Here is a 26,328-nt window from a genome sequence, read left to right on the forward strand (position 1 = left end):
CAGATAAAAAGCAAAAAGCCCCGCGGAACGACATGTTTCGCGGGGCTTTTTCGTTAAATTCCGGGCAAAAACAATACCATGGAAGGGAAAGCCATATCTATCCGGCCGTTCATCGGCGCAACGGATTTCGAAGTATCGAGCCGTTTCTACAAAGACCTGGGCTTCCGGGAAGTGGCGCTATCGCCCGCCATGTCGCTTTTCACGACCGGGAAACTGGGTTTCTACCTGCAACGCGCCAACGTCAAAGACTGGATCGACAATACGATGATCTTCATGGAGGTCGACGACGTCAACGGTTTCTGGGAATACCTTACCGCGCTCGATCTGCCCGGAAAATACCCTTCCGCAAGGCTGGGCGCCATCCGGACAGCCGACTGGGGCCGCGAATGCTTCCTGCACGACCCTTCCGGCATCCTGTGGCATTTCGGGGAATTCTCCGCCAAAACGAATTAGTTACAAATCCACCAATGCGCTCCGTTTGTTACAACGGTTCATCACCTGCACCTGCCAGCGATAATTGGGATAATATGTTTCCAGGCTGCCGCGGGCGTCTTTCCCGGGCACGCAGTTTTTGATGGTAATCGCCACCACGCCTTCGTTTACCGTACCGGATATCAGCGCCACATCGTAGCCGTTGGCCGCAATTTCGAACCGGGGCGCGCCGGGGTTCATGAAATACAGGCGCACGGGGTAGCAGGTTTGCGTCATATCGCAGGCGCCGCTGCCGCCGTAGGGTATAATCCCCGGTCCGTCGGCCTTGAACGCGACTTTAATCCGGATGCCATTGCCTTTGGGGTCGCAATCCATCGTAACGCCAGTGATCACGGGGTCGGTTCCGCAAGGCGGGATCACGATCGCGGAAATAGTCCGGAGTTTTTGCTGCTTGTAATACACGTCGATGTTGGTGAGCTGATCGGCGGCCTCCTCGTGCGATAACGTCAAATCGAAATCCTGCGTCCCTTTCAGCATCGTGTAGGCCACTTTTGCGTTGGAGTTTTGCAGGGTTACGTCGTTGTAGTTGACGGGGATGGCCCTTCCGTCTTCATTCACCAACTTGAACGTCTTTTTCACGCCGGAGTTGAACGTTGCCTGGTAGGGAACGTCGCTTCCGTCGGCCATGACAATCTTCGGTTTGATGTATTTGAGGGTGATGTCGCGCGTGGCGCTGGGGTCCCAGTTATCCCCCGAAAAGGCGTACCGGGCGGTCAGTTTGGTATACTTTTCATATTCGGGGATCGTTTTCGGGTTGAGGCGGAAGGTGACCATACCGTTGGCGGTGGAAGTCATTTTCGTTTCCATGAACACCGCCTCGCTGGTGCCGGGGATCACAAAGGCCATGTCTACCCCTACCGGTTGTTTGGTATAAGGCAGGTTCGTTTCGTTATCGATGAGGGTGAACGTGAGCTTGATCTCATCGTCGGTCACCTCGTCGTAATCCAGCAGGGAGCCTTCTGCGAAGGGTTTGAGCGACACGTCCGGCATGAGGGCCGCTTTCAGTTCGGCGATCGTGGCGGCGAGGTTCCGCAGCAGGCCTGCCAGGATGGTTTTCTCGAATTTATACCCCGCAACTTTTCCCTGGATGCTTTTAAACAGATTGTTCAGCTCGCCGTACCGGGCCTCCAGGCTCTTCAGTTCTTCTTTTTTGTCCTGCATATTGCCGGCATTCTTCACCGATTCGATGCCCTTTACGATCGCGGCTTTGATAGCGGCCAGCGTGGGGTGCGTATCGTAAGCCAGGCCGCCGCACTGGAAATAATCGAGGGTATTGTCGACCGATTTGCTGACATCGTCCGAAGGTTGCGGCTCGATGCAGTTGTACACGCGGTCGCCGCCTTCCCCTTCCTTCAATGTGCTGAAACCGGCGGTTTGCTTGCCGTTCTCGAAGTAGGATTTCACCAGCACCTCCCCCGTTCCCGTTCCCCAGTTGTAATTCAATATCGACATCACCGAGCGGGTATGGGAAATATGGTTCATTTCCACCACGATGCTGCCCTTTTTACCGTTCAGCAGGGTGTACATCCGGCTTTTGGACACTTCGGGGAACATTTCGGTCACCAGCAGTTCCGTATTCCCTTTTTTGGCCAGCACGGTGGATGTGAGGTATCGCATCTTGCCGTTGGCGTCGATCTTCCCGTAACCAGCCAGCGTATCTTCGTTATATGCGATCTTGAATACGAGTTGATTGGCCGCGTTCGGCGTCAGCTTTTCTTCGATCAGCACATTGCCCACGCCGGGCGTGATGCCGTTGTTGTGCGCCGCATCGGCTTTACGTTTCTCCGCCAGCGTTACTTCCGGTGTGGAGGGCGTGCTTTTCTTGCTGCAGGAAGCCATGATGCAAATGAGCAGTACGGCGAAAGGGAATGATAAACGAGGTAGGTGCATAAGGACAGGTATCGGTAAATAGCCGCAAATGTAGCCACAGCAATTTCTCCGTCACATACCCAGAATTAAGTATTTCCCGGTTATTCGAAGGAAACCACGTTCGCGCGCGCTTCCTTTCTCACACCGGCCGGCAGCGCCATGAGCATGCCCGCCACGATCGCCATGCACACGATGCCGGCCGCGAGCCCATTGTCCAATGCCAGTTTGTAACCGGCGGCGGACCCACTGCCCACGGAGTTGTAGAAGATGCCCCCGATGATGCTGATCCCCAGCGCAGAAGCGATCTGCTGAAAAGTAGAGAAGATCCCGGCCGACAGGCCCGCATGCCGCGGCGGGATGCTGTCCAGCACGATGTTCAGCAGAAAAGGCAGCACCATGCCGTTGCCCAGGCCGTACAAACCGATGAGCGCAATGTTCAAAACGGGCATGCTGTGGGTGGAGAACATTTGCATCTGCAAAACGAAACTGGCGAAAATGATGAACAGTCCGCCGAGCAACACTTTCTTCCCGTACGTCACGAGCCATTTCGACGCCAGCACGGAGCTTCCCATGAACAGGACCGCGTGCGGAATGAAGTAAAGCCCGCATTCCAGCGCGGTAATGCCCAGTCCGTTTTGCAGGTACACCGCCACCATGAGCAGGTAGGCCGTGTGGAACATGAAATGGAAAAGCACGGCCAGCAATCCGATATTGAAATGCCGGTCCCGGAACAGCTGCGTATCCATGAGCGGATGGCTGCCGGCGGCGGACTTTCTTTTCTGCCGGACGAAGAACACCGTCATGACCGCGCTGCCGGCAACGAGCGCAACCAGGCTCCAAAGCGGCCATCCCTGCTCCCTGCCTTCGGTGATGGAATAGATGCAGCAGCCCAGGCCGCCTGTCAGCAGCAAAGCGCCCGGATAATCGAAACGGACGCCGGTTTGGCGCTCGGTTTCCGGCAGGAATTTGCGGATGGCCCAAAGCGCCAGGCAGCCTACCGGCACGTTGATGAAAAAGATGAGCCGCCAGCCTTCAATAACGGTGCGGGTTTCAGCGAGATAGCCCCCGAGGATCTGACCGATGATGGCCGCGATGCTCAGCGTGATGCCATACCAGCCGATGGCTCTGGCGCGCTCCCGCGGCTCCGGGAAAAGGTCTTGAATGAGGGCGATGGACTGCGTGACCATGAACGCCGAGCTCACGCCTTGCAGGAACCGGGCGATGTTCAGTTGCAGCATCGTTTGCACCGCTCCGCATAAACACGACGCCACCGTGAAGCAAAGCATCCCCCAGAAAAAGACTTTCTTCCGCCCCAGGTAATCGCCCGCCCTGCCGCCGATGATGAGAAAACAGGCGCTCCCCAGCAAATAGCCCGCTATTACCAGTTGTATTTCTCCCTGCGTGGCGCCGAGGCCCGATTTGATGGTGGGGATGGCGATATTGATGATGAAAATATCGATCACATACAGCAGCGGCGCCGTAAGGATCACCAGCAATACCCACCATCTTGCATCTTTTTTGCCCGTCATATTGTTTCATTTTTTTTGACGAAGCAAAATTACCGGCACGCTTTCCCGCCGGCAACCGGTAAATGGACAAGTATTTTTTGGAAGGGGAAGCGCCCTTCCCATCCCCCTTTCCGCAATACACAACAATATTTGACGTACTTTTGCCCGATGGAGCATTCTTCTTTTTCTATCGCCGATATCCTTTCCAACTTGCAGATCGGGGCTTTGAACGACATGCAGCAGGCATCCCTGGAAACGAACAGTACCAGCGATGCGGTGGTGTTGCTGGCCGATACCGGTTCCGGTAAAACTCTCGCTTTCCTGCTGCCCCTGGTGCGATCGCTGAAAAAGAACAACAATGTAAGCCAGGCCATGATCATCGTTCCCGCCCGGGAACTGGCCCTGCAGATAGAACGGGTGTTCAAAAGCATGAAAACCGGTTTCAAGGTCACCTGCTGCTATGGCGGCCACCTGCGCGAAACGGAAGAAAACAACCTGAAAGAAGCGCCGGAGCTGATTATCGGTACGCCCGGCCGGTTGGGCGACCACATCCGCAGAGGCAATATCAACACCGCACACATCGAAACGCTGGTGCTGGATGAATTCGATAAATCGCTGGAAGAAGGGTTCGAAAAGGAAATGGCCTTCATCATCGGCTCCCTGCCCGCTTTGAAGAAAAGAATCCTTACCTCGGCCACCGAAGCCCTCGATATCCCCGAATTCGTAGGCCTGGAAAACCCCACGGAGATCAACTTCCTCAAAGGAGAAAAATCGCCCGCGCTGGCGGTCAAAATGGTCAACAGCGACGATCCCGATAAATCGGAAACCCTCTTCCGCCTCATCTGCGCCCTCGGCAACCGTTCCACCATCATTTTCTGCAACCAGCGGGAATTCGTGGGGGAAGTGAGCGGCATGCTGAAAGACAAAGGCATCCTGAACGTGTTTTATCACGGCGCCATGGAACAGCAGGAGCGCGACGCCGCCCTCTGCAAATTCCGGAACGGCAGCTCCAATATCCTCGTCACCACCGACCTCGCCGCCCGCGGGCTCGACATCCCCAATATCCGCTACATCATCCATTACCAGCTTCCGCACACGAAAGAAACGTTCGTGCACCGCAACGGCCGCACCGCCCGCATGGAAGCCAGCGGCACCGCCATCCTCATGCTGGCGCCCGGCGAAAGGGTCCCGGACTATATTTCCCCGGCCCCCGAAGTCATCACCCTGCCCGATACCACCGTATTGCCGCAAAAACCGGATTGGACGACCCTGTTCATCGCAGCCGGCAAAAAGGATAAAGTGAACAAAGTGGATATCGTTGGCTTCCTGTCGCACAAGGGGATGCTGAAAAAAGAAGATATCGGGATCATCGAAGTGAAGGATTTCTTTTCCTTCGTGGCCGTGCGGAAGTCCAAAGCCGGAGCCACGCTGCATTTGATCCAATCCGAGCGACTGAAGAACAAAAAAGTGAAGATCAGCGTAGCGAAATAATTCCCTACAATTTTACCAGCCCGCTTTTTACCGCGTACATCACGAGGCCAACCCTCGTTTTCAGCCCGAGCTTCTCGAAGAGGCTGTCGCGGTAGCTTTCCACCGTACGCGGACTGCAAAACATTTTCTCCCCGATTTCCCGGTACGTAAGCTCCGTGGCGGCGAACTGCAGGAATTCGATCTCGCGATCGCTGAGCCTCGGCGTGGCGGGTGCTTCTGCCCGCTCTTCGGCCAGGGTTCGAAACACTTTACTGGTGGCCCATTCAGGGAAATACATGCCTTTATTGACGAGGGTGTACAAGGCTTTCTCCAGTTCCGTGGGATGTACGTTTTTATGGAGGTAGCCCCTTGCGCCGTGTTTGATCATGCGGATGAGGGCGTCTTCATCGTCCTGCACGGAAAGTGCCATGACGAGCACGCCGGGATGATGTTCCTTCAGCCAGGCGGCCGTTTCGAAGCCATCCATGACCGGCATGGTAATGTCGAGCAGCACGATGTCGGGCACATGGCGCGGTTGCTTGAAGCGTTCGGTGAGCACCTGGCCGTTTTCGGCTTCGTACAATACTTCGAAGTCCCGGAAACCCTCCACGATGGCAGCGACCGCTTTTGCGATCAGGAGGTGGTCATCTACGATAACGATGCTGTAAGTCATTTCAGGCCGGGTTCCATTTTAGTGGCGGGTAATTGCAGGGTGAGGCGCGTGCCGGCGCCCGGGCTGCTGTGCAGCTCCAGCGTGGCGCCGATTTGCAGGGCCCTGCGTTTCATATTGCCGAGGCCGATGCCGCGGGGCGGCTGGCTGGTGTCGAAACCGACGCCGTCGTCTGCCGCTTCGATGCGCAGGCCGTTTTCCTGTTGCACCTGGATGTGGAGGCGCTGGCATTGGGCATGCTTGAGGCTGTTCTGCATGAATTCCTGCACGATGCGGAAAACGATATGCTTGACCGACGCGGCCATGGGGATGGAAGGCGCGCTCACTTCCAGCGAAGCCTGGCAGATGCCGGCGGCGTTCACCTGCCTGCATTCGTGCTGCAACAGCGCCAGGAGGTCGTTTTGCGATAGTGCCGGGTTGTTGAGCGTGCGGGAAAGCTGGCGCAGTTCTTCCAGGGATTCGTTCACGATATTGCCGATCCTTTCCACCTTTTCCTCGAGCTCCGGAAACTGGCGGCCCTGCACGAGCTGACGGGCGTACAGTACCGCGAGCGTGAGCTTCTGGCCTACGCTGTCGTGTATCTCGCTGCCGATGTGCTGCATCGTATCGTGCTGCACGGCCAGTTGCGTGTTGACCAGTTCGAGGAGGTGCCGCTCGCGGAGACCTGTTTTTTCCATCTCGTGTTTCATTCTTTTCTGCCGGAACTGGTAGATGAATACGATGGTGCCCGCCACGAAAATGAGGACCACCAGGTTGGCGAGAATAATGAATATGGTCATTTCTGCCTGCTCCATATGAAACCAAGTGTGAAGGATGAGTACATCAGGGCGCTCAGCGTGATCTGAATATACCAATAAACCATGAAAATCGCCGGATATTTCATGCGCAGCGTGTTGTGCAGCCCGTAGAACGGCATGGTGCCGAGGTAGAACAGCAACAGGCCGAAGCAAACCCAGAACATAAGGCTGGTCTTGAATTGCAGCGCCTCTTCGTCGCGCACCAGCCGGATGAAGTAGGTGAAGATGAGTACCAGCAGCACCAGGTTGCCCACGGTATAGGAAAAAGAAAAGAACCAGAACCTGCCGGGCTGCACGAGCGCCACGTCTGCCCCGAAACTGAGGACATACACCGCCGCCGCCAGCAGTGGCAGGCCCCGCACCGGCGTTCCTTTAAAATACTGCCTGAAGAGCCAGCAGTAAAAAAGGAATTGCAACGGTATGCACACGTACCGGAAAAGGATGAAGTTCCAATCCACATGGCCCAGCACGTCGCGGAGATATTTGCCGCCCAGCTCCATGGCAAGGATGAGCGCGAGGTACACGGGAAACCATTGCCAGTAGGTACCACGGAGTTTCCGCCAGTACACGAAACCGGTAACGCAGGCCATCAACTCGAAGGCGTTGTGCGCCCATCTGATATATACAGTATGGTCCATCTTGCAAGGTTGCTATTTACCGAAAGTTCCACCACCGGAAGGCGGGGGCGACATATCGCCATGGTTCTGCGCATCGCCGGCGCGGGTGGAAGCAGCCAGCAGAATGTAGGAAACCGGCGCCTGGAATTTCCAGTCGGTAGCCAGCTGTTCGGTAAGGGATTTGGGAGTGCAGCTATTGCCGCTCCAATGGAATGGATCGAAATCCAGGTTCTTGCCGCCGGTGGCGTAGGTAGGCACCAGGAACACGGTATGGTGCTGTGCGTATTCGGGCCTTACATCGGTGAGGCCGCTGGTTTGCTGCATGGTGGCCAGATCGGGATATTTGGCGTAGTAGATGCGGATACCCAGCCGCATATGGCCGGTGCAATTCTTTTTGCAGGCCGCGTTCTCGATCTGCCAGATGAACTTCTTCAATGTTTCGAGCGGGAACCAGGCGTTGCGGGCGTCTTCCACATTGGTGACGGAGCGGCCGTTGCCGATGAATTTCTTGCCGTCGTCTTTCGCGTAATTATCGGCCAGCATCTTGGCCAGGCGGGCGTCGATGCCGCGGAAGTTGCCGTCGAGCGAGTAATCCGCGCAAATGGTGTTGCAATTGCGGACGGGGCGGGCATCCTGTGCGGCGGAGCGGTGGAAGAAGCCCAGGTACAACACGGCCGCCAGTAACACGAAATTGAGGATAATGGATGTCGTTTTCATCGTTTGGGGGTTTTCGGGTGAAGAAAGAATTTCCGTAGCTGAAGTTACCGAAATTCAACGCGCAGATCACCGCGCAGGCCCGGCCCAAACAGCCAGGGATATCGCAATGGATTGAAAATCCGGCGGATGCGATCCGCCGGGCGGGCTAATTCCGCTAAGGGCACATCCTCTTTCCGTCTTTTAACGGTATCGCCCATCCGCCTTTCGGGCGGACAATTCCAGTGCATCGCACATTGACGGGGCTTCGCATCCCATCTAGCTTTGCAGAAAACACCAAACCATGAAAAAGTTCGCCCCGCTCCTCTTGTTATTCCTGCTTGCGTTTACAGCCTGCCGGAAAAACGATGATGCGCCTCCGGCCGCCGAATGCCGCACCGCTACCATGATCGTCAACACCGCTGCCGCAACATCCGTTTACAGCTTTAGTTATAACAGCGATGGAAAGATGGGCCGCGTCGTCAATGACAACAACGTGATCACGTTTGATTACGGTGCAGACGGTTATGTCGCTACCTTTTCTTCCTCCGGAAAAATGTACAAACAAACCACCGTAAAAATTGATGCGCAGCAGCGCCCCGCATCGGCCGCCGTCAAGCATTACGCGGCAGACGGCACGTTCGATCCGGAAGCGATTACATGCACGTACAATTCCAGGGGAGAACTGGTGCAGCAGGTGTCGCAGAAAAAAGGGCTGCCTGCCGAAACCACCTCAACGGTTTGGGTGAACGGCAACTGCACCGTTATCTCCAACAACGCCCAAAGCCAGACGATGGAATATTATGCAGACAAGCCCGTTCAACAGGCGGATATCTTCCGCATCAACCAGTTGCTGTTGCATGGATTTGTGAACGTATTCAATAAAAACCTGGCAAAATCGATGAAGTCCGGCGCCTCCGTCATCCAGTTCACATACGAGTTTGACGCAGCCGGACGGATTACGACCGCTACCCTCACCACCGGCGGACAATCCGAAGCCAGATCGTTCCAATACGACTGCGACTGAGCCACCCCGATTTGTAACCCTTTAAAAAATACCGATCATGAAAGATCAAACCCTGCCTGCCCGCGAGCAGGCCCTGAAGCTCGTTTCCCAGGCGCTACAGGCGGCTTTCCGGCCCAACCCCGACGATCCCGAGCCACCCATCGGCCCCTGGGCCTCCCTCATCCGCAGCGCATGGAAGCAATCCGTGTTCCATTCCGCCAACGGCGCGGTGTTGCGTGCCATTGCGCAGCGCCATCCGCAGGTCTGGGACCTTTGGGGCAACCCGCTCGGCCCCGTGGCACTGAACCCGCAGCCCCTTCCTCCCGGCGACATCGCGTTTTCTTTCGCGCTGGCGCAGGAAGTGATCGACCGGGCGCTGCTCCTCCGCGATATGGCGGGCGCCCTTCAGCCGAACGCGCCCGGGCATGCCGATGCCATCGCCGTGGGGCTGGTCAGGGATTTCACGAATGATTATTGCCCCGTTCCCACGAAAATCGTCATCCGCAGAAAACGCCCATTCCCCGTTCCGCCCGATGTGGAAGCTGGCTGGAGCGCGCTGGAGATGCTGGCAGTGGGGATTTCCTTCACGCAGGCCGCCGAAAGCATCGCCGTACCAGCTTTACAGGAAGCCCTCCAGGCCGCGGGCAACCAGATCATGGACGCCGGCCTTTCCAGATTGTAAACCTCAAAAACATCACATCATGGCAAATGTAATCGGCACCACCAACGCCCCCGATACCGCGGGCGTGCTGGGCAAAAGTGCAAAATCTGCCGGCGTCAAAGGCATCGCAGAAGCGCCCGGACAGCCGGGAACGGCCGGCGTAAACCCGGCAGGACCGGGCGTTTACGGAGAATCCGATATGGCTAACGGCGTAATGGGCAAAAGCCGGGAAGGCTGCGGCGTGTTCGCGGAATCGGTAAAATCTACCGGCGCTTACGCCCGCAGTTACGAAGGCTTCGGCCTTCACGGGGAATCCACCAAAAACTCGGGCGTGGTGGGCGTCAGCCGGGCATGGTTTGGCGTGTACGGCGAATCGAAAGACGAAGAGCCCATCGAGTTCTGGAAACCTTTCGCCGAGCTGGACAAGGAACTTCACCGCGTCGGCCATCTGCTGGAAGACGTGGCCGCCACCGGCGCGGAAGCATTCGATCCCAACACCACTGCGGCTTACCGGCTGTTCCCCCTTCCTTCCCACCCCACACCGCAACAGGAAATGACCCTGCATCCACCCAAACGCAAACGCGGCATCGGGATCGGCGTAGTCGGCAAAAGCGGTACCGGCCGCGGCGTGCTCGGCCAGAGCGACAGCAACACCGCCGTGGAAGGCAACAGCAAATCCGGCATCGGCGTGTACGGCAGCAGCGACAGCTTCGAAGGCATGCACGCCGTGACCAACTCCCTGAGAACGGCCGCCATCACAGCTTACAACGATAACCCCTTCGGCACCGGCGCCGCCATCTACGCTAAAAAAGCCGGTAACATGGGCGTAGCAGGCTTCTTCGAAGGCGGCGTGTTCGTTACCGGCGATGTGCATGTGCGCGGCAACATCACCGCCGACCGCGACATCTGCTGCATGGGCGCCGATTTCGCGGAAGACTTCAACATCGCCGACCCCGCCCAGGCAGAGCCCGGCACCGTCATGGTCCTCGGCGAAGGCGATCACCTCGAAACCAGCCACGCTGCCTACGATACCCGCGTGGCCGGCGTGATTTCCGGCGCGGGGAATTACCGGCCCGGCATCATCCTCGACAAACAGTCTTCCGATCAATCCCGCAAACCCGTTGCGCTGGTCGGCAAAGTATACTGTAAAGCCGACGCACGTTATGGCCCCATCACCAAAGGCGACCTGCTCACCACTTCCGACACGCCCGGCCACGCCATGAAAGCCGCAGACCCGATGCGTGCGTTCGGTGCCGTGATCGGCAAGGCGTTGCAGGGGCTGGGAAACGGCCAGGGACTGATACCGGTACTGGTGTCTTTACGCTAACCCCTAAACGCTCACATCATGTTGACGGTTAAACAAGCCGTATTAAGACGGCAAAGACTCGCGGGCGACGTTATCCTCCCGCCCTTTTCCCTGCATGCGCTGAACCAGCGTTTCCAGCCGGGGAGGCATTGCCTGCACGGGTTGCTGGACACGATGTACCGCGGCGCCGGCGGCTGGGAAATGCCGGACCGGGATACGGTCAAACTGACAAAAATGATCTACTCCGCCGGCTTACATTCCTTTGGCGCCACCGTGGAAGTGTTCCTGCACCGCAGCGGCACCGTGCGGCTGAATTGCCGTACCACCAACAGCAGCTACATCACGTCGTACAACTACAACATCAAAATGCTGATCACCACGGCTTCCGGGAAAGTGCTCTTCATGAAAAAGGCGGGGGAAATCGATACCCGCCACACCGATAATTACCATGAAGCGATGCACAGTCCCATCGTGGCGGCGTTCTTCGAAGAGTTCATCAACAGCTGGCTGGAAACCAGCACAGAATATTCTGATGCGATCACGGCAACGGTGGAAGACTGTCTTGCCTTCATCGGCAACTGGGTGATAGGGTTGGCGCTGATCCCCAGCGCCACGGTAGGGCTCGTCGTATTCCTGGGAGCGGGCGCCATTTCCCTGATCGCCACGGGCACCGTGGATGCCGGCGCGCGGCTGGTGGCCGGGGTTTTGTGGATGAAGGGGCCTTTCGGGACTTATTTCGCATTGCTCGCGATGGGCATCGCCCGCATCGGCTCCGAGCGCCGCCGGCTGCACCAGGAGGAATACGACTGGGCCAATACCGTGGTGTTCGACGGCTCCCTTCCCCCATCGGCAACATCTGGTTGACGGATACCGTCGGCGAAAACGGCCGCGCCTTCGTGTGGCCGGAGCCGGATGGCAGCATTACCATCAATATGGGGCCTGACGCGATGAACGATCCCCGCACGTATAACGTCGGCAAACCGAACACCATCGGGTTGAGAAAGAAATACGGGGAAGTGTTCATCCATGAGCTGGTGCACGCCTGGCAGATACATCATTCCTCCCGCGACAGCGCCTTCGTGGCTGCCGCACTGACGGAAACCATTTGTTCCGGCGGCGGCAATGATGCCTACCGATACGAAATCCCGCCACAGAAGCCGTTTTCCGAATACGGCATCGAGCAGCAGGCGAGCATCGTGAGCGATTGGTATAGCCGGTACTTCCTGGGCAGCGCCACGAACAAGTTCCTGTTTAGTAGTCCACCGGGTAGCGCAGACCCGAAGCTCGACCCGAACTGGCGGTATATCGCATATGATATCCAACCGGCGCGGTAAGCGTTTTTTAAGTGATACCCGGGTCTTGGATCCGGGTATTGTTTTTTCGGGGGATGACCGATGAGGATACTCGCGTGATGTTTGGCTGCTCCTATCCTTCCGCCCCCTCCCATCTCCATAATAAAACTTTCCCCTATATTTATGTTGTTTGAGGCGCCCCGCATGATAATACACCTACTTACACGCCGCACACCTGAATACCTGGCCGTCATCGCCATGGCCCTGCTTTGCTGCGCCATGAGCGCCTGCCGGCGTTCCCCCGGTCCCGCCTCCCGCAAGGTCTATATTGCGCAATCCGGCGGCCGGTACACTATTTTCAGGAACGGCCAACCTTTTACCGTAAAGGGCGCGGCCGGGACAGGGCAGCTTGCCGCGCTCCGGGGCGCGGGTGGCAACACCATCCGTACCTGGGATACCCTGCACCTCGGCGTCCTGCTCGATGAAGCCGAAGCCAACGGCATCGCCGTCATCGCCGGCCTGTCGATCCCCGTCAGCAGCACTTTTGGATTTTACCGGGATACCGCCGCCGTATCCGCTCTTTACCAGGCTTATGAACGGGTCGTGGAACGCTATAAAAACCATCCGGCCCTGCTGATGTGGTGCCTCGGCAATGAAGTCGATTTCCCCTACAGGCCCCGCTTCCGCCCGTTTTACAAAGCCTATAACCGGTTGCTCGGCATGATCCATGAGCGGGACCCCGATCACCCCGTCACCACCGCGCTCATCAATTTCGACCGGCGCAATATTTATAACCTCCGCTGGAAAGTGCCCCAGCTCGACCTCATCTCCCTGAACATATTCGGCGAACTGCCCCAACTGCGGAACGATCTGCAGCAATTCGCCTGGTTCTGGGACGGGCCATTCCTCATCACCGAATGGGGCATCAACGGGCCCTGGGAATCCGAAACCACCGCCTGGGGCGCCCCCATCGAAAACACTTCCAACAAAAAAGCGGAACAGTATTATCAGCGGTACACCGAGCACATGCCCGTGAACGATCCCCGCTTCCTCGGCGCCTGCGTGTTCTTCTGGGGGCAGAAACAGGAAGTGACGCATACCTGGTTCAGCCTCTTCTCCCGGAACGGCGAAACTTCCGCCACCGCACAGATCATGCAATATATCTGGACGGGGCACGAACCTCCGCACAAGGCGCCCAACCTGCGGTTTATGCTGGTAGACGATAAAGGGGCGAGAGATAATATCCTGGTGGGGCCAGGCACGGCCCATTCCGCCACATTGACCCTGGAAAGCCCCGGCCACGATTCGCTCCGGCTAACGTGGGAAGTGCTGCCGGAAGACTGGTTCATCCGTTTCCGCGGCGACGTAAATCCCCGCAAACCGCCGTCGCTGGACAGCCTACTGATTGCCCGCGAAGGCATGAAGGCTACCTTCCGCGCACCGTTGACGGAAGGGCCATACCGTATATTCGTTACCGTACACGACGCGTACGGCAATTGCGCATCCGCCAATACACCATTTTATGTTATAGCGCCATGAAGGGAAAACTGGAACCGGTAACCCCGCCATCGAAGCGGGAAATGTTTACGCTAAGGCTCATGTTACTGCTCGGCACCGCCAGCATTGGCGTGCTGCTGATCGTACTGTTCCGGCGTACGCAGATCGGTTATGCCCCGCTTTATTGGGTGTTGATGGCCGGTATCACTTTCAATTGCCTCGCCGTTCTCCATGAATGGTACCATTATGCCGCTATCCGCGTGCCGGCGGTCCCCGAACCGAAACATCCCTTCACGGTAGATGTGCTCACCACCTACTTCCCCGGCGAACCGTATGAAATGATCGTGGAAACCCTCACCGCCATCAGGGCCATGACGTACCCGCATACCGCCTGGTTGTGCGACGAAGCCAATGATCCCTATCTCCGTGAAGTCTGCGACCGCCTGGGCGTGCGGCATGTGACGCGCACCGTCCGCAAAGACGCCAAGGCCGGGAATATCAACAACGCCCTGCAATACGCCACGGGAGAGCTTTGCGTGGTGCTCGACCCCGACCATGTGCCGTCTCCCGATTTCCTGGACGCCGTGGTGCATCATTTCAACGATCCCGCGATCGGGTTCGTGCAGATCGTTCAGGCGTACAGTAACCTGGGCGATAGTATCATCGCCAAAGGCGCCGCCCAGCAAACGTTCCAGTTCTACGGCCCCATCATGTCTACCATGAACAGTTACGGCACCGTGCTGGCCATCGGCGCCAACTGCACCTTCCGCAGGGCCGCGCTGGATTCCATCGGCGGGCATGCCGCGGGGCTGGCGGAAGATATGCATACCGCCATGCACCTGCACGCCAAAGGCTGGAAATCCGTTTATGTGCCCATCGTGCTGACACGCGGGCTCGTTCCCAATACCTTGTCTGCCTACTATTCGCAACAGCTGAAGTGGGCGCGGGGCACCTTCGAACTGCTGGTCACCTCCTACCCGAAACTGTTCCGGCAGTTCACCTGGCTGCAAAGAATCCATTACGGCACCATTCCGCTGCATTACCTGGCCGGGGTCGTATTTCTCATTAATTTCCTCGTGCCGGTAATTGCGCTGGTGACGGGGCATATCCCTTTCCGGGCAGACCTGGTGGAGTTTTCGTTGTTCGCTTTCCCGGCGATCGCTTCCATCCTCCTCATCCGCCATTACGTGCAGCGATGGGTGATGGAAGAGAAGGAACGGGGATTCCATATCGTGGGCGGATTGCTCTTTATCGGCACCTGGTGGATCTATCTGCTGGGGCTCGTCTATACCATCGCGCGGAAAAAAGTGCCTTACCTTCCCACCCCGAAAGACGATTCCGGGCCAGACGACTGGCGGCTGAACATCCCCAATATCGCCATCCTCGTCATATCGCTCGCGGCCATCGTTTACGGGCTGAATTATGACTGGAACCCCTATTCCCTGTTTATGGCGGGCATTGCAGGCGTCAATTGCCTGATCATGATATTCAACATCATCGCCAGCCTCCCCCTGCGGAAAATCCCCGCAAAGTACGGCTGGGTAAAAACGATGCTGATCGTGCCGCTGCTGCTGAAAAGGCAATTCTGGGTATTCCGGCACCTGCACCTGTATTCCGGCATCCGCAAGCTCGGGTTGCCGTTATTGCTGGCCGCGATCGGCCTGAGCTGGTATTTTACGTCCGGATATAGGCATGCGCCGGAAGTGCGCCTCCTTCCCCGGCACGATGTTTTTTATACCGGCGTGTACAATCCAGCGGGCCAGGGCATGCCGCGCATGCAGATTACATCGCTTTACATTGCGTGGGGCAACGGGCCGGAACATCTCCTGCCCGATTCACTGGCGGCCGTTTACAATGGCGGCTCCATACCCATGATCACCTGGGAGCCCTGGCGGTCGAAGTTCGGGTTGAGCATCGATGGCTTGAAGGACGAACAGAAAATCATGTCCCTCATCCCCACCGGTATTTTCGACAGTTACCTGGAACGGTTCGCCGACCAGGTAAAAGCGCTGGACCGCCCGCTGTTCCTCCGGTTTGCGCATGAGCCAGACAATCCCGACTATCCATGGTCGCCCTCGGGCGGCAATACGCCGGAAGAATTCCGTACGGCATGGCGCTATGTACATACCCTGTTCCTGCGCCGCGGGGCGGTGAACGCCATTTGGGTGTGGAACCCCTGGAAAGCGGCCCATGCGGCCTCTTATTTCCCGGGAAGGGCCTATGTAGACTGGTTAGGCGTTACCGTGCTGAATTATGGGCCGGAGCATGGCGGAAAGGGATGGAATACTTTCGAATCGTTGTACCAGCCGTTCGACAGCCTGCCGCTTTTCCGTTCCGGCCTGCCCGTGATGATCGCTGAAATGGGCTCCATACCCGACGCCGGCAACCAGGAAGGCTGGTTCCGCGATGCGTTCCAGGCCATCAGTACGCGTTTCCCCAACATCCACGCACAGGTGTTTTTCAATACGGCCCACGACACGAATGTGCCCCATGGCGATACGGCGAAGTTCCTGGACTGGACCATCCGCCAGCCCGGCCAGCTGATGGCGGCGCTGCATGGATCGCCCCGGCTGTCGGCGCCCCTGGCGCAGATCCCGCCGATCGTTACGCCCGCATCGGAGGCCGATCTTCCGGCACGCTACAAATTGCCGGAAGATATCCGGGGGCTTATTTACCAGAAAGGAGACAGTTGGTTCAGGAACCGGTACGCCCTCACGCGCCGCGAAGCCGCGCGGGATATGCAGCAGATGCAGCAACTGGGTGTAAATACCATCCGCCGGTACGGACCGGGCGTGTACGACAGGAATGTGCTCGCGGAAGCCGCCAGCCATGGCATCCGCATCCATTACGGGTTCTGGCTGCCCAACGTCAACGATATGGACAAGGATAGCGCGGCGCTCGCGCGGATGAGGGAAAGCATCCTTAAAGCGATCGTCCGCCGCCGCAACGATACTGCCATCACCGCATGGCACCTGGGCAACAACGCCTGGCAGCGCCTGGCCACGCAGCATTACAAACCGGCATTGCTCTACCAGCAGCAACGGTACCTCCGCTGGATGGAGCAACTGGCCGCGGCCATCAAAGCTGCCGATCCGTCGCGGCCGGTTACGACAGACGTACTTTTTAACCCGGGCACTGCGCCCGAACTGGCCTGGCTCCGGCAGCAGCTACCCGCCATAGATGCGTTTGGCCTGGAAGCCACCGGCGACACCATGGGCCTCAGCGCCCAGTTGGCCGGAAACGTTCCCTGCTTCATCAGCAAAATCCCAGTTGCCGCCTACGCCAAGCTCCCGCCGGCACCGGCGTTCCTCACTACGCTGCAAGACCAGGAAACGCGCGACTTCGTATCTTTCGACGGCCTCACCGATCATAACGGACGCAAAAAACCCGACTGGCACCTGGTGGCAAAGCTTTGGAAACAGGCCCCCGCTCCACCACCATTGCCGGGCGTAAAAATACTCCGGCCTTCGCGTACCGTATTGCCCGGCACCCAGCTCACTTACAACGTGCTGTTAAGCGCCGGCGCCGGCTGGCGGCTGCCCGAACCCGGAAAAGACAAGTTGCGGTACGAGTGGTACCTCGTGCAAACAGACCATTACGGCTATCCGTTCCAACTGCAACGCGTCGGAGAAGGCCCGTTCCTCAAGCTTACGATCCCCAGTGAGCCCATGCAGTACCGGCTTTACCTGGTAGCTACGCGGAACGGCAGTGTGACAACGGATTACAGTCCGCTGCATACCCCGCTTTTCCTGCAAAATATGCACCCGCGATAACGGGCGTTACGTGATACAGATTACTTTTTGAACTTTTCGGAAACCCGGAGGTTTTTCTACCAGTCTAAATAATTGCATGATGAAAAAGGTTATTCCAGCGCCACAACTATTGCTGCGCCCCGCATCAGGGACCGGGCTCATTTTGCCGGTTTAGACCGGTTAGGTGTTTTAGGCGCACCGGGCAATGCGAACGTGGCATGGGGGAATTGGGACAACTTTTCCGCTTATACCCATTCGCTGATGCCGTACGTTTCTCCAAAGGTGGCGTCCTTTTTCGGTTGAATACGCTGCCTTTCCTACATACTACCATTACCTGTTATTGCAGGACTTCCGCGATCTGATTCAGTAAATCATTCCTCATTTTGGAGTTCCGATAGTCGAGCAGGATAATAACTCCCCAGTTCCTGGCCCTGTTATAACAAATAATGGAAGATTGTCCCATGGAGTCACCGGATTTCATGTAAAGGGTGTTGTTATCGTCCGATACGATGTTCGTGCCTAATCCCATTTCCCTTTTTTCGTCTTTATAGAAGATTTTTTCAGTGATCAGGGCAGCTTTGCCAATGGTGCTTCCGGTGTCCAGCACCGCTTTTAAGTACTTTACGAGGTCTGCGGCGTTGGATTTCACGAGCCCTGCAGGCGCCGTAACGTTCCATTGGAAGAATTCCTGTATCACGCCGTTCGGGCCGTGGCCCGTAGTCCTGTTGGGTACGATAAACGCCTTCGTCAGCGAGGCGCTCATATGCAATGGGCGGAATATTCTTTCCCGGATAATGGCATCGTAGCTTTTACCGTAGGCTTTTTCCAAAATCTGGCCGAGCAAGGTATATCCAACGGTGGAATAGCGGTATTTGCCATAATCGGCCAATTCCGTGCAAGTATTGATCAGGCCCGTCAGGTTTTCCTGCGTGAAGTTTCTTAAAGGCTGCTGGGCGTCGGCTGCTATCAGTTTCCCAAAATCCACATCAGGCAACCCGGATTGGTGGGACGCGAGATCCGATATTTTGATCCGGTTCGCTATGTTTTTATGCAACACATATTCCCGGGGCAGGTAGGCGTCGATATAATCATCCAATTTGATCTTTTTATCCATTTCGGCCTGCGCAATCAGATTGGAAGTCAAAATCTTGGTGATGGAAGCGATTTCAAATATGGAATTGCTATCGATAAGCTGCCGGCTTTCCTGGCTGATTTTGCCGTAAGCGGTAAAATACGGTACATTATTGTAAATGAAGCCAACGCTGATCCCAATTTCAGGATTTGCAAGATGGCTCGCCTTTATGATGGAATCAATCCTTTTATGATAGTCCTGGCCGAAAGAAAAATTAGCCGCAAGTAAGAATCCAATTACAAATTTCAAGGATGCGTTCATTGTATCGTGTTTTAGGTGTAAAAACTAATCCGATACAAATGTGGGGAGGAAATTCCGGGCGGGCGACCGGGTAAACGAACCCGTACGCATTTGTTGCCGGAAATGGGTACGGGTAATTACAACTACGCGTACGAATAATTACAAATCACTATTTTTCAACCCCTTACGATACTCCGTAGGGGTAGTGCCAGTGTGTTTTCTGAAGGCGGTATTGAAGGAAGATTTTGAATTAAAGCCGACTTCATAGAGGATTTCAAGCACGGTTACTTTACTTTTTGACCCGTCTTTCAGGATTTCCATGGCATGTTCGATACGATAGGTATTGATGAAATCATAAAAATGTTGCCCGAGTTGATGGTTGATCAGGAGCGACAAATCCCTGACAGGAATCCCCAGGTCGTCGGCAATATCCTTGATGGTCAGGGATGGATTGAGATAGGATTTCTTGTCGCTCATGTAATCTTTCAGCTTCAAATACTCCACATTGTAAGCATTTTCATTGACAGGGGCCAGTTCGCTTTTGCCCTCTTCCAAAACGATATCCTTAACAAGTTTCAGTTTCGAATCGACCGTTCTGAACAGGTTGGGGTGATTCAATGCTTTGAACAGGTACCAACTAATGACGATCAATTCAAATATGATCAATCCTGATTTCAGCCATTCCGAAATTTCCGGATACGCCGTAAACTTAAAGATGTTCTTCGCGAGCGCAATAATATAGAAGATGGACAGGGCCACGGTGAACTGGAACAACCAGTTCAGCGAAGCAATACTGGCGCCGGCGTAATTTTCGAGGTAGATGCGCCTGGATTTCCGCAATATCATAAAAGCGGCCACGATATAGCATATCACCTGAACATGCAGGAGGATGTGGTTGAACTGTATTTCGGGCCGGGAGCTGATCTTTTGGAGAAAATCCAGTTTGGCGTCGAGGTTAACCCCGTAAAAGCGGGGTATGAGGACCAGGTTGGCCAATAGAAAAGGGATCGTATGGGCCCAATGCCTGGGCTTCAGCCTAAAATCGGTAAAGCAGACGGATAAAACGTATAAATAGAAAGTGGGGAGCTGCAGGAAAATCATAAGGTTCCTGAACATCCCGAAATTGGACGGGCCTTCGTTGAGAAAGTCGAAAATGTTGCCGCTGGTATCAATGGCGGTTAATACTAAAAAGGACGCGAAAAGGCGATTGCTTAGTTTATGTTCCGTTTTGACCGTCAGTAAAAAGCAGGATAGGAATAACGAAAAGAACACGACTATCAGTTCGATCGCAACCAGTATATTGAGTTTATCCATTCATTTTATTTTACGTATTGCATGCTACATGCAATCGTCACATCAACAAAATAACCATATTTATGGCAAACATAGCGGGCTGAGGCACTGTGGTAAAAAAACAAAACTTATCTGTTATGCCTTTGCCTCGTTCTTCCGGTAAACCGAAGGTGAAAATCCCATTACCTTGGTGAAAACACGGGAAAAGTAGGCAGGTTCATCGAAACCAAGGCGGGTAGCGATCTCGTTCAATTTAAGATTTGTAATATCGATGTATTCACAGGCTTTCTGGACCTTCAGATTAATGAAGAAGTTTATGGGAGAAATACCCGTTTCTTTCTGGAACAGCATAGAGAAATGAGAGGGTGAGTATTTGAAGTACCGGGCCATCTGATCCAGGTCCAGCTTGCGTTCTATGTTCTCCTGCATGTAGTAAATGACCTTGGCGGAAAAAGGATATTCTTTCCGGGACTTGACCGTGAAATGCTGATAGGCGTTGAGGCAGGTTAATGATGCCAGGAATGTATACAGGCACATGGAAGCATATACCATATACTCCTTTATGTACCCCATGGAAAACCTGCTGTAAATCTCTTCAAACAAACGTATCCGGTCTTGCAGCCGCGAATGCTCATCCGGTAAAATAGTGACAGGATCGGCATTAAGCGGTACGAAGCTTTTACTCATGTGGCCACGAAACTGTAACCAGTAAATAGTCCACGGATCATCTGCATCAGCACCGAAGGCATAATCGGTTGCTGCAGGTATAATGATAAACTGGCTGGCAGTTATCGTATACTTCTGGCCATGTATGGAATACCATCCTTTTCCTTCCGTGCAATAGATCAGCATGGCATAATCGCACTTATTGGTTTTCTGAACATAATGAAACTTTACCTTTGGGAAGTAGCCGATTTTACGAACGTACAGGTTGCTGATGAGCGGATCTTCACAATAGGTTTGTAAAAGCTCTTCAGGCAATGAAATGCTACGCTCCCCCTTAAAGCCTTCTTGCATCTTCTTCATTATATAAATCGTAAGATAGTATAAGTAAATAGTGATAAATGTACTTTTATCTCCAACAGCAACAAAATACTTTTACAATCATATTCAAATAATTACACCCGTATGAAGGTAAAAATCCGCATTAGTTTGGTTGTGCTATGTTCCTTCCTGTTATTTTCCTGCTCCCGTAAGATTTCAACAGGTAGACAAAAGCATCCGAATGCAAACCGGGAAATACTATCTCAGTATGTAGATCCCAGGATAGGCACCGCACATGCCCGCTGGTTTCACTTCACACCGGGAGCCATGCCTTTTGGGATGGCGAAGCCAGCCCCTTCCACCAACGGGCACCTCGGCAATAAAAGCGGATGGGAAGCTACGGGATACGATTACAGAGACAAAACAATTGAAGGCTTCCCCTGCCTGCATGAGTTCCAGATTGGGGGGATTGTCCTGATGCCCAGCACCGGTAAACTCAAAACCATTCCCGGCCCCGTTAATGATACTACAGGCATCGGTTACCGCTCGCGGTTCGACCGTTCGGATGAAATAGCCACAGCAGGCTATTATTCCGTACTCCTGAAAGATTACCATATAAAAGCAGAGCTCACCGCAACACCCCGTGTGGCTTTTCAGCGTTACAGCTACCCTGCTGGTGCAACAAATCACATGCTATTCGACATCGGCCATCAGCAGGGAGAAAGCGGACGTGTGAAAGACGCCTATGTAACGAAGACGAGCGATGGCCGGATAGAGGGATGGGTGATCACCGAGCCGGAATATGTAAAAAAATACCAGCCAGGCGCTACCGTTACGCTCTATTTCTCTGCCGTATCAGATCACACTCCTGCTTCATGGGGTACCTTTACCGGTAACGATGTACATGCAGGCAAAACCGAGGTATCGGGTGTGGGGGCGGGTATGTACCTGACTTTTGCATCCAACGCCCCTGAAACCATTACCGTTAAAGTGGGCCTCTCCTACACTTCAGTAGCCAATGCCCGCCTGAACCTGCAGGAGGAAGCAGCCAATCTTACTTTTGATCAGGCGAAAGCAAATGCCGGTAAAGTATGGGAAGATTATTTGGACAGGATTCGTGTGGAAACTTCAAATAAAGCAGATAAGATAAAATTCTATACTGGCCTATACCATGCTTTGCTGGGAAGAGGGCTCGCCAACGACATTAATGGTGCATACCCGCGCAATGATGGCACAATTGGCCAAATTCCCCTGCACAACAACAAACCCGTTCATAACATCTACAATACGGACGCGGCATGGGGTGTTCAATGGAACCTTTCACAGCTATGGATGCTGGTGTATCCGGAATACCAATCAGACTACCTGAGCAGCCATTTACAAACATATAAAGATGCCGGATGGCTGGCCGATGGACTTGCCAATGGCCGCTATGTTTCCGGAGTTGGCACTAACCTGCTCACCACATTATTTGCAGGCGCGTACCAATGCGGCATCCGGGATTTTGATACAAAAACGGCATATGAAGCATCCCTTAAAAATGAGCTGGATGGACAAAACCGCCCTTTAGGTGCTGGCAAAATGAATACCGCAGCCTTCACGAAATACGGATATGTTCCCGCTGACGCAGATACAGATGGCTTCTCTGCTTCGCATACGCTGGAATACTCCTATAGCGCCTGGGCAGTAGCACAATGGGCAAAGCAGCTCAACAAAACCAACGATTACAACCGGCTCATGTACCTTTCCAAAGGCTGGGAAAGGCTCTACGATTCCTCAACAAACTTTATCCGTCCGCGGAAAGTAAATGGTGAATTCATTGAAAACTTCAATCCGCTGCAGGTATGGCGCGGGTTCCAGGAAGGGAATGCCTGGCAGTATACTTTCTATGTACCGCACGATGTAAAAGGCCTGGCGGAAAAATTAAGTCCACCGGTTTTTAGCCGCCGGCTCGACAGTATCTTTGCCATAGCGCAGAAGCTGATATTCGGTGGTGGCAAACAGATAGATGCCTTTGCCGGGCTTGAAACGCTCTATAATCATGGCAACCAGCCCTGCCTGCATATTTCCTGGTTATTTAATGAAATAGGATATGCTTCCTTAACCCAGAAATGGGTGCGCGCCATCCTCAATGATTTTTATGGTACAGAAGGCATTCATGGATATGGCTATGGGCAAGACGAAGATCAGGGTCAACTGGGCGCCTGGTATGTTATCAGCTCCATTGGCCTTTTTGATGTGAAAGGCCTGACCGATACTGCGCCTGCTTTTGGAATAGGGAGCCCGCTGTTCGACAAGGTTACCATTAAACTGAATAACCGCTACTACAAGGGCCGGGAATTTGTTATTGAAACGAAGGACAATAGCAATACAAATGCATACATACAGCAATTAAGACTGAATGGCAAGCCATTGCATGATACGCATATTCCGTTCAAGACTGTTGTGAATGGAGGCAGGCTAACGCTTGACATGGGCAGTGAGGCAAGAGACAATTATCTAAACCGGTAATGGGGTACCCGAACGACTTGGACACTCTTCAACATTCTTGTACACGAAAGCTGTGCTGCTACACGTCCTTAAACGAAAAAAGGAGCGATTGTTCGCTCCTCTGTGATTCCGCTGGGACTCGAACCCAGGGCCCATACATTAAAAGTGTATTGCTCTACCAACTGAGCTACGAAATCATCCCTTAGATTTTCATCGTTCAGGGCGGCGAAATTACATAAATTTATTTCCCTACCAAATTTTCTTTAAAAAAATCTTGATCGCTGATCCAGTACTGCAGCGGCCCACACCCCGAAAATCCGTACCTTTGCGCTTTCAAAAGCCTTTACAGGACGCAGTATTATGATCATCACCACTGGTGACTGCCAACAAACCGCTCCGGCAATACACCAGCCAACAAACAGCGTATTCACCCGGTTTTCCGACCAGGATGCCGCCAACTCCCTGGCGGAAGGGCTCCGCTTCCACCCCAACGCTCCCATCCACCCGCTATGCATCGCCGCTACGGAAGGGCTTCAACGGCACCTCGCTGAACAAACTGAATGGCAACACAATTTCGGATTGGGAAACGGAGGAAACGGCGCTGTTATCGGCAAGATGTTTGGCGTGCTGGCCGTTCGGGCGCGCGACGGCTCGCTGGGCTACCTGGCCGCGTTTTCCGGTAAACTGGCCAACGGGAACCACCACAGCGGGTTTGTGGAGCCGGTGTTCGATGCGCTCACTGCCGGCAGCTTCCTCAATACCGGCATGGCCCGCCTGTCGGAAATCAATGCGGAAATTGCCAAGCTGGAATTGGCAGGCGATCTGGCCGCGGCCGATAAACGCAAGGAAGCCCGCAAATCCCACTCCATCGCCCTGCAACGGAAACTCCACGAGCATTACAACTTCCGCAACAAAACCGGCCGCACGCGGAACCTGATCGATATCTTCGAGGCACATGGCTACAAACAGCCGCCCGCAGGCGCCGGGGAATGCGCCGGGCCCAAACTCCTCCAATACGCCTTCCGCCACCATATGGAGCCCCTGGCCCTCGCGGAATTCTGGTGGGGCCTCTCTCCCAAGTCCGCCACCTGGAAACATGGGGAATTCTATCCACCCTGCAAGGAAAAATGCGCCCCCATCCTGGACTTCATGTTGAGCGAATAATTTTTTTATACTGCTGAACACCCTACTGACATAAGGCTGTCAAAACCCGCCGTTACTTTTGTCAAACAAACAAAAAAACTATCCAAAATGGCACAATCATCAGTATTCCGCGGCATGGCAACCATCACGTTCTTCGCGGCAGATCACGCAGCAGCAAAGCAATGGTACACAGACTTCTTCGGCATAGCACCCTATTTCGATATGCCGGGCTATTTCGAGTTCCGCCTGGGCGATTACCAGCATGAATTCGGCGTCATCGACGCGCGGTACGCCCCTCCGGCCAGGTCATCCGCCACCGGCGGCGCCGTCACCTATTGGCATGTGGATGATATCAAAGCTACGTTCGACCGGCTGCTGGCAATGGGCGCCACGGAATTCGAGCCCATCACGCCCCGCGGTCAGGAAGGCAGCGGCTTCTTCACCGCCTCCGTCACAGACCCCTTCGGCAATATCATCGGCATCATGTCTAACCCCCACTACCTCGAAATCCTCCAGCAAAAAGCAGCCGTATAAAAACAGTAAAGCCGCGCCAATCGTACGATCCGCGCGGCTTTCGTTTCAAATCCGGCTTTACCAGGGCCGCATGGTGCCCGTCAGCTGGAACCCGGAAAAGTACAGAAAAAAGAGAAAACAGTTCATCAGCGTCAAACGCAATACCAGCCAACCTTTCCTGTAATCATCCTTCATCAGGAACCCGAAAACCGACCCGTACATAAACAGGAAAGCCGTCATGAAAAACGGGATGTACAGCCCGATATCTATCTTGCCAAACTGGTGCGTCACCAGCATCATCACCCAACCCACGAGGTACACCAGCACCTGCATGATGTTCAGTTGCGCGGCGATGTAGGTATTGATGAGAAAATGCTCCCAGAAATTGTACTTCCCGCGGCGCATGAACAAAAACGTGATCACGCTCGCGATAGGGATCATGAGGAAAATGAACACGCTGAAATAATGATTGAAAAATCCACCTTTATCCTCCGCCACATAACCGGGATGATATTTTGCGTACGTGCCTGCAATGCCCGCCGAAATGAGCTTCACGAGCAAGGTGCAGATGGTGGACATGATGATCACATACGCAAACGGCCGGAAATATTTCACCCGCTTCCCTTCCAGGTAATCCCTGATCATCCCGCCCGGCCGGGTGAACAGCGATAGTAAGGTGTAGAAAAATCCCTTGTCGACATGAAACACCGAATGCGGAATATCGTGCAGGAAATAATGCGCGTCTATCTTGCCTTCATGGTACGACTGCCCGCAATTCGGGCAAAAATTACCGGCCGCGGCCTTTCCGCAATTTTTACATACGTGGGTTTTGTGCATAGTCTGCCGAAGATAATTAAATCCGACTGATTACAACTCTTCACAATATGAAAGATCGCTCCCCAT

At 54.5% G+C, this 26,328-nt stretch carries 22 protein-coding genes and 1 tRNA gene; 12 read left to right on the forward strand and 11 right to left on the reverse strand.

Features of this window, described 5'->3' with window-relative positions:
• Positions 1–78: 78 nt before the first annotated feature.
• A complete protein-coding gene (locus WJU22_RS21840) occupies positions 79–453 on the forward strand; it encodes a glyoxalase (protein WP_341840297.1) in 375 nt (124 codons plus the stop codon).
• Here the strand turns inward: WJU22_RS21840 and WJU22_RS21845 are convergent, their stop codons facing one another.
• Entirely contained in the window at positions 454–2,382 is a 1,929-nt protein-coding gene (locus WJU22_RS21845; protein WP_341840298.1) for a hypothetical protein, read from the reverse strand. It lies immediately after the preceding gene.
• Positions 2,383–2,462: 80 nt separating this feature from the next.
• Positions 2,463–3,890: an MFS transporter gene (locus tag WJU22_RS21850; RefSeq protein ID WP_341840299.1), complete on the reverse strand. Its 1,428-nt coding sequence runs from the start codon at positions 3,888–3,890 to the stop codon at positions 2,463–2,465.
• A gap of 147 nt (positions 3,891–4,037) precedes the next feature.
• On the opposite strand from WJU22_RS21850, the gene WJU22_RS21855 reads away from it, so the two are divergent.
• Complete coding sequence (locus WJU22_RS21855) at positions 4,038–5,360, forward strand: DEAD/DEAH box helicase (RefSeq protein WP_341840300.1); 1,323 nt, start codon at positions 4,038–4,040, stop codon at positions 5,358–5,360.
• A gap of 4 nt (positions 5,361–5,364) precedes the next feature.
• Here the strand turns inward: WJU22_RS21855 and WJU22_RS21860 are convergent, their stop codons facing one another.
• From WJU22_RS21860 to WJU22_RS21875, 4 genes are read right to left on the reverse strand one after another with little or no spacing between them, the layout of a single operon-like run.
• Entirely contained in the window at positions 5,365–6,012 is a 648-nt protein-coding gene (locus WJU22_RS21860) for a response regulator transcription factor (RefSeq protein ID WP_341840301.1), read from the reverse strand.
• Positions 6,009–6,803 carry a sensor histidine kinase gene (locus tag WJU22_RS21865; protein ID WP_341840302.1) on the reverse strand — a complete coding sequence of 265 codons (795 nt, stop codon included), beginning with the start codon at positions 6,801–6,803 and terminating at the stop codon, positions 6,009–6,011. The genes WJU22_RS21860 and WJU22_RS21865 overlap by 4 nt, the downstream gene beginning before the upstream one ends.
• Positions 6,785–7,444, reverse strand: coding sequence for a hypothetical protein (locus tag WJU22_RS21870; protein ID WP_341840303.1), 660 nt, complete (start codon positions 7,442–7,444; stop codon positions 6,785–6,787). The genes WJU22_RS21865 and WJU22_RS21870 overlap by 19 nt, the downstream gene beginning before the upstream one ends.
• A gap of 12 nt (positions 7,445–7,456) precedes the next feature.
• On the reverse strand, positions 7,457–8,140 hold the full coding sequence (locus tag WJU22_RS21875; RefSeq protein WP_341840304.1) for a hypothetical protein: 684 nt from the start codon (positions 8,138–8,140) through the stop codon (positions 7,457–7,459).
• 280 nt (positions 8,141–8,420) lie between these two features.
• Between WJU22_RS21875 and WJU22_RS21880 the strand changes: the two genes are divergently transcribed.
• The 7 genes from WJU22_RS21880 (at position 8,421) to WJU22_RS21910 (ending at position 17,651) form a co-directional block, all read left to right on the forward strand.
• Entirely contained in the window at positions 8,421–9,143 is a 723-nt protein-coding gene (locus tag WJU22_RS21880; RefSeq protein ID WP_341840305.1) for a hypothetical protein, read from the forward strand.
• Positions 9,144–9,180: 37 nt separating this feature from the next.
• Positions 9,181–9,804 (forward strand): hypothetical protein, encoded by a 624-nt coding sequence (locus WJU22_RS21885; protein ID WP_341840306.1) that lies wholly within the window; start codon positions 9,181–9,183, stop codon positions 9,802–9,804.
• Between the two features lie 19 nt (positions 9,805–9,823).
• Positions 9,824–11,110 carry a hypothetical protein gene (locus WJU22_RS21890; RefSeq protein ID WP_341840307.1) on the forward strand — a complete coding sequence of 429 codons (1,287 nt, stop codon included), beginning with the start codon at positions 9,824–9,826 and terminating at the stop codon, positions 11,108–11,110.
• Positions 11,111–11,128: 18 nt separating this feature from the next.
• A complete protein-coding gene (locus tag WJU22_RS21895; protein WP_341840308.1) occupies positions 11,129–11,953 on the forward strand; it encodes a hypothetical protein in 825 nt (274 codons plus the stop codon).
• Positions 11,950–12,423, forward strand: coding sequence for a hypothetical protein (locus WJU22_RS21900; RefSeq protein ID WP_341840309.1), 474 nt, complete (start codon positions 11,950–11,952; stop codon positions 12,421–12,423). Before WJU22_RS21895 ends, WJU22_RS21900 begins: the two co-directional genes overlap by 4 nt.
• Positions 12,424–12,585: 162 nt before the next feature.
• Positions 12,586–13,920, forward strand: coding sequence for a glycoside hydrolase family 2 TIM barrel-domain containing protein (locus WJU22_RS21905; RefSeq protein WP_341840310.1), 1,335 nt, complete (start codon positions 12,586–12,588; stop codon positions 13,918–13,920).
• On the forward strand, positions 13,917–17,651 hold the full coding sequence (locus WJU22_RS21910; protein WP_341840311.1) for a glycosyltransferase family 2 protein: 3,735 nt from the start codon (positions 13,917–13,919) through the stop codon (positions 17,649–17,651). The genes WJU22_RS21905 and WJU22_RS21910 overlap by 4 nt, the downstream gene beginning before the upstream one ends.
• Positions 17,652–17,967: 316 nt before the next feature.
• Here the strand turns inward: WJU22_RS21910 and WJU22_RS21915 are convergent, their stop codons facing one another.
• The 3 genes from WJU22_RS21915 to WJU22_RS21925 form a co-directional block, all read right to left on the reverse strand.
• Positions 17,968–19,023, reverse strand: coding sequence for a serine hydrolase domain-containing protein (locus tag WJU22_RS21915; RefSeq protein WP_341840312.1), 1,056 nt, complete (start codon positions 19,021–19,023; stop codon positions 17,968–17,970).
• A gap of 138 nt (positions 19,024–19,161) precedes the next feature.
• Complete coding sequence (locus WJU22_RS21920) at positions 19,162–20,316, reverse strand: AraC family transcriptional regulator (protein ID WP_341840313.1); 1,155 nt, start codon at positions 20,314–20,316, stop codon at positions 19,162–19,164.
• 114 nt (positions 20,317–20,430) lie between these two features.
• A complete protein-coding gene (locus WJU22_RS21925; protein ID WP_341840314.1) occupies positions 20,431–21,321 on the reverse strand; it encodes an AraC family transcriptional regulator in 891 nt (296 codons plus the stop codon).
• 102 nt (positions 21,322–21,423) lie between these two features.
• On the opposite strand from WJU22_RS21925, the gene WJU22_RS21930 reads away from it, so the two are divergent.
• Entirely contained in the window at positions 21,424–23,790 is a 2,367-nt protein-coding gene (locus tag WJU22_RS21930; RefSeq protein WP_341840315.1) for a GH92 family glycosyl hydrolase, read from the forward strand.
• 103 nt (positions 23,791–23,893) lie between these two features.
• On the opposite strand, the gene WJU22_RS21935 is transcribed toward WJU22_RS21930, so the two are convergent.
• Positions 23,894–23,966, reverse strand: a tRNA-Lys gene (locus tag WJU22_RS21935).
• 163 nt (positions 23,967–24,129) lie between these two features.
• Here WJU22_RS21935 and WJU22_RS21940 point away from each other — a divergent pair.
• Complete coding sequence (locus tag WJU22_RS21940; protein WP_341840316.1) at positions 24,130–24,933, forward strand: pseudouridylate synthase; 804 nt, start codon at positions 24,130–24,132, stop codon at positions 24,931–24,933.
• An 87-nt stretch (positions 24,934–25,020) separates the two neighbouring features.
• On the forward strand, positions 25,021–25,446 hold the full coding sequence (locus WJU22_RS21945) for a VOC family protein (RefSeq protein ID WP_341840317.1): 426 nt from the start codon (positions 25,021–25,023) through the stop codon (positions 25,444–25,446).
• Positions 25,447–25,503: 57 nt separating this feature from the next.
• On the opposite strand, the gene WJU22_RS21950 is transcribed toward WJU22_RS21945, so the two are convergent.
• Positions 25,504–26,262 carry a DUF3667 domain-containing protein gene (locus tag WJU22_RS21950; RefSeq protein ID WP_341840318.1) on the reverse strand — a complete coding sequence of 253 codons (759 nt, stop codon included), beginning with the start codon at positions 26,260–26,262 and terminating at the stop codon, positions 25,504–25,506.
• Positions 26,263–26,328 lie beyond the last annotated feature (66 nt).

Origin of the sequence: Chitinophaga caseinilytica, from assembly GCF_038396765.1 — a bacterium.
GTDB classification, from domain to species: domain Bacteria; phylum Bacteroidota; class Bacteroidia; order Chitinophagales; family Chitinophagaceae; genus Chitinophaga; species Chitinophaga caseinilytica.